Source organism: Phaeobacter sp. CAU 1743, from assembly GCF_039839315.1.
GTDB lineage: Bacteria > Pseudomonadota > Alphaproteobacteria > Rhodobacterales > Rhodobacteraceae > Phycobacter > Phycobacter gallaeciensis_A.
Genome location: NZ_JBDOQR010000166.1, coordinates 1 through 2,558, shown reverse-complemented (window position 1 = coordinate 2,558; position 2,558 = coordinate 1). Strand labels below are relative to the sequence as shown.

The 2,558-nt window shown below is 58.6% G+C and carries 4 protein-coding genes and 1 pseudogene; all 5 read right to left on the bottom strand.

What is annotated here, in order from left to right; all coding sequences use genetic code 11:
• Positions 1–498: 498 nt before the first annotated feature.
• Positions 499–861: a hypothetical protein gene (locus AAFO90_RS24630; RefSeq protein ID WP_274829187.1), complete on the bottom strand. Its 363-nt coding sequence runs from the start codon at positions 859–861 to the stop codon at positions 499–501.
• Positions 862–1,007: 146 nt separating this feature from the next.
• On the bottom strand, positions 1,008–1,631 hold the full coding sequence (rplI, locus tag AAFO90_RS24625) for a 50S ribosomal protein L9 (protein ID WP_065270424.1): 624 nt from the start codon (positions 1,629–1,631) through the stop codon (positions 1,008–1,010).
• A gap of 11 nt (positions 1,632–1,642) precedes the next feature.
• Positions 1,643–1,870 carry a 30S ribosomal protein S18 gene (rpsR, locus tag AAFO90_RS24620; protein WP_005982441.1) on the bottom strand — a complete coding sequence of 76 codons (228 nt, stop codon included), beginning with the start codon at positions 1,868–1,870 and terminating at the stop codon, positions 1,643–1,645.
• 28 nt (positions 1,871–1,898) lie between these two features.
• On the bottom strand, positions 1,899–2,252 hold the full coding sequence (gene rpsF, locus AAFO90_RS24615) for a 30S ribosomal protein S6 (protein ID WP_065270423.1): 354 nt from the start codon (positions 2,250–2,252) through the stop codon (positions 1,899–1,901).
• A 213-nt stretch (positions 2,253–2,465) separates the two neighbouring features.
• Positions 2,466–2,558 (bottom strand): annotated as a pseudogene (locus tag AAFO90_RS24610) (IS5/IS1182 family transposase); the annotation flags it as partial.

Below are 2,558 nucleotides of genomic sequence, written 5' to 3'. Positions count from 1 at the left end.
GCGCAAGGCGGACCCAGACCTCATCTGTCAACACAAACCGCTCTTCGTTCATTCAAACCTCCATTTTGGAAGCTTGAATCAGATTTCAGCCAGCTTGGGAATCCTGAATGTCCACAGACCCTAATTTATAAGGCTTTGTTAATTTTCGCTGGAAACGCCAAAATACCCATGCGCATTGAGGCAAAAATAATACCTCAGGAAGGGTGCCCTGCTTTCGCCTGTAGCGGTGCCCGTAAACGAGCAGTAAAAAGGGGCCGCGGCCGTTTCCCACTTTCCGCGGTCCCAATAAGCTGAGCGGTCCATAATAACAGCGCAAATGAGTTTCGCATCATTGGCTGAAGTACCGGCTGAATCAAAGCCGAACCCGCCAGAGCAGACGCCGCCCGAGAACTGAAAGGGCGTGCAAGGCCCCCGCGCAGCGCAGCAGGCGTGCTTGCCGGGGGCGGGACCCAGCTGGTTCCCGCCGCCCTCATCAGTCCATGTGGCGGAAATCCGCGATCAGCCGGTCACCGGATGGCCGCGGTTCTGCATGCAGCGGATCACGTAGTCACGCTGGGCCTGTTTAACCTGGATGTCGCCTACGGCGGCACCAGCCATGGCGCCTGCAATCGCGCCAACAAGCGCCTTGTCGCTGTTTTCGGTCGCCCCCACCAAGGCACCGCCTGCACCTCCAAGTGCGGCGCTTGTTCCGATGTGGCCTTGTCCGATCTGACGGGCCGAGGCCTGACATTGTGCCAGATCCGTTTGATAGTTCGGGCCCGGAGTTCCGGCCAGCGACAAGGGCGCGTCAACCGATGGCGTGTCGCATCCGGAAAGGGTCGCGGCGCATAGCCCTGCAATCGCGATGGTTCTCAGCATCATCGGGTTTCTCCTTTGTCCAAATGCATCTCTTACCCATTCACTGTAGGCAGGAAGGTCCATCATGGCCAGTGTACTGTCTGGCAAAGGAAAAGGCCGCGCCCATATGGGGCGCGGCCTTCGTGTTCTCTCGCTGTGATCCGTTGGGATCAGGCGTTGGTCTCTTCGTCGCCGGTCGCGGCCGGAGCGGCTTCGCCTTCGTCCTCATCGTCGGACGCGGCGGAACCGATGTCGTCGAACAGCTCGGAGATTTCGAATTCAGCAGCGGCTTCCTCTTCGGCAGCCAGCTCCTGGATCGATTTGCCCGAGGCTTGCAGTTCGGCTTCTTCCGGCGAGCGGGCCACGTTCAGCTTGATGGTGACCATGACTTCCGGGTGCAGGTGCACTTCGGCCACGTGCAGACCAAGGGTCTTGATCGGCTCGCGGATGATGACCTGCTTGCGGTCGACCGAGAAGCCTTCCTCGGTGGCAACGTCAGCTGCGTCACGCGGGGTGACCGAGCCGTAGAGGTTGCCGCCATCGGAAGCGGAGCGAATCACGATGAACTGCTGTCCGTCGAACTTTTCGCCCAGGGCTTCGGCTTCTTTCTTGGTCTCCAGGTTGCGCGCTTCCAGCTGCGCTTTCTGGGCTTCAAAAGAGGCGATGTTGGCTTCGGAAGCAACTTTGGCCTTGCTCTGCGGCAGCAGGTAGTTACGGGCGTAACCGGGTTTGACGTCTACGACGTCGCCCATCTGACCCAGCTTGGCCACACGTTCAAGAAGGATAACTTGCATGTCAGGTCTCCTTACTTCACGGCGTAGGGCAGCAGGGCGAGGAAGCGGGCGCGCTTGATGGCGCGGGCCAGTTCACGCTGCTTCTTCGCCGAAACGGCGGTGATACGGGAGGGAACGATTTTGCCGCGCTCAGAGATGTAGCGCTGCAGAAGACGGGTGTCTTTGTAATCGATCTTCGGCGCATTGTCGCCCGAGAAGGGGCACACTTTGCGGCGGCGGAAAAACGGTTTGGCTGCCATGGTTTAGCGTCCTTTTCTCAAGCGTTGATCAGCGGCGTTCACGGCGACCTTCACGGTCGTCACGCTTCTGCATCTGGACCGAGGGGCCTTCGTCGTGTTCGTCGACCTTGATGGTCAGAACACGCATGACGTCGTCATGCAGGCGCATAAGGCGTTCCATTTCCTGGATCGCCGCAGACGGTGCGTCGGTCTTCAGGAAGGCATAGTGGCCTTTACGGTTCTTGTTGATCTTGTAGGCCATCGTCTTGACGCCCCAGTACTCCTGGTCGACCAGCTTACCGCCGTTGTCGGACAGAACAGCACCGAAGTGTTCGATGAGGCCTTCAGCTTGCGAGTTGGACAGGTCCTGACGCGCAATCATTACATGCTCATAGAGGGGCATGCGAACTCCTGTTTGTGTCTAGGCGCATTTCATAGACGGGGCGATGTAGCCTTCCGCGGCCCTGTCACGAGAGTCTGCGCGGATCGAATGTCGTGCGGAAGGAAGCCCCGATATACAGGCTTTGCCGATAAGAGCAAGGGATAAACGCAGAGCTACGCCTGCAATCACTCGTGGCCCGGCCTAAGAGTCTGATTCAAAACTTTTCGAGTGAATTCATTGTCTTGCGAGCATCCGCGTGACGCGGCGGATGTGTGCGATTGTGACCCAAGCTGCCGCGCTGGCGATGGATTTTTCCCAATCCTTCGA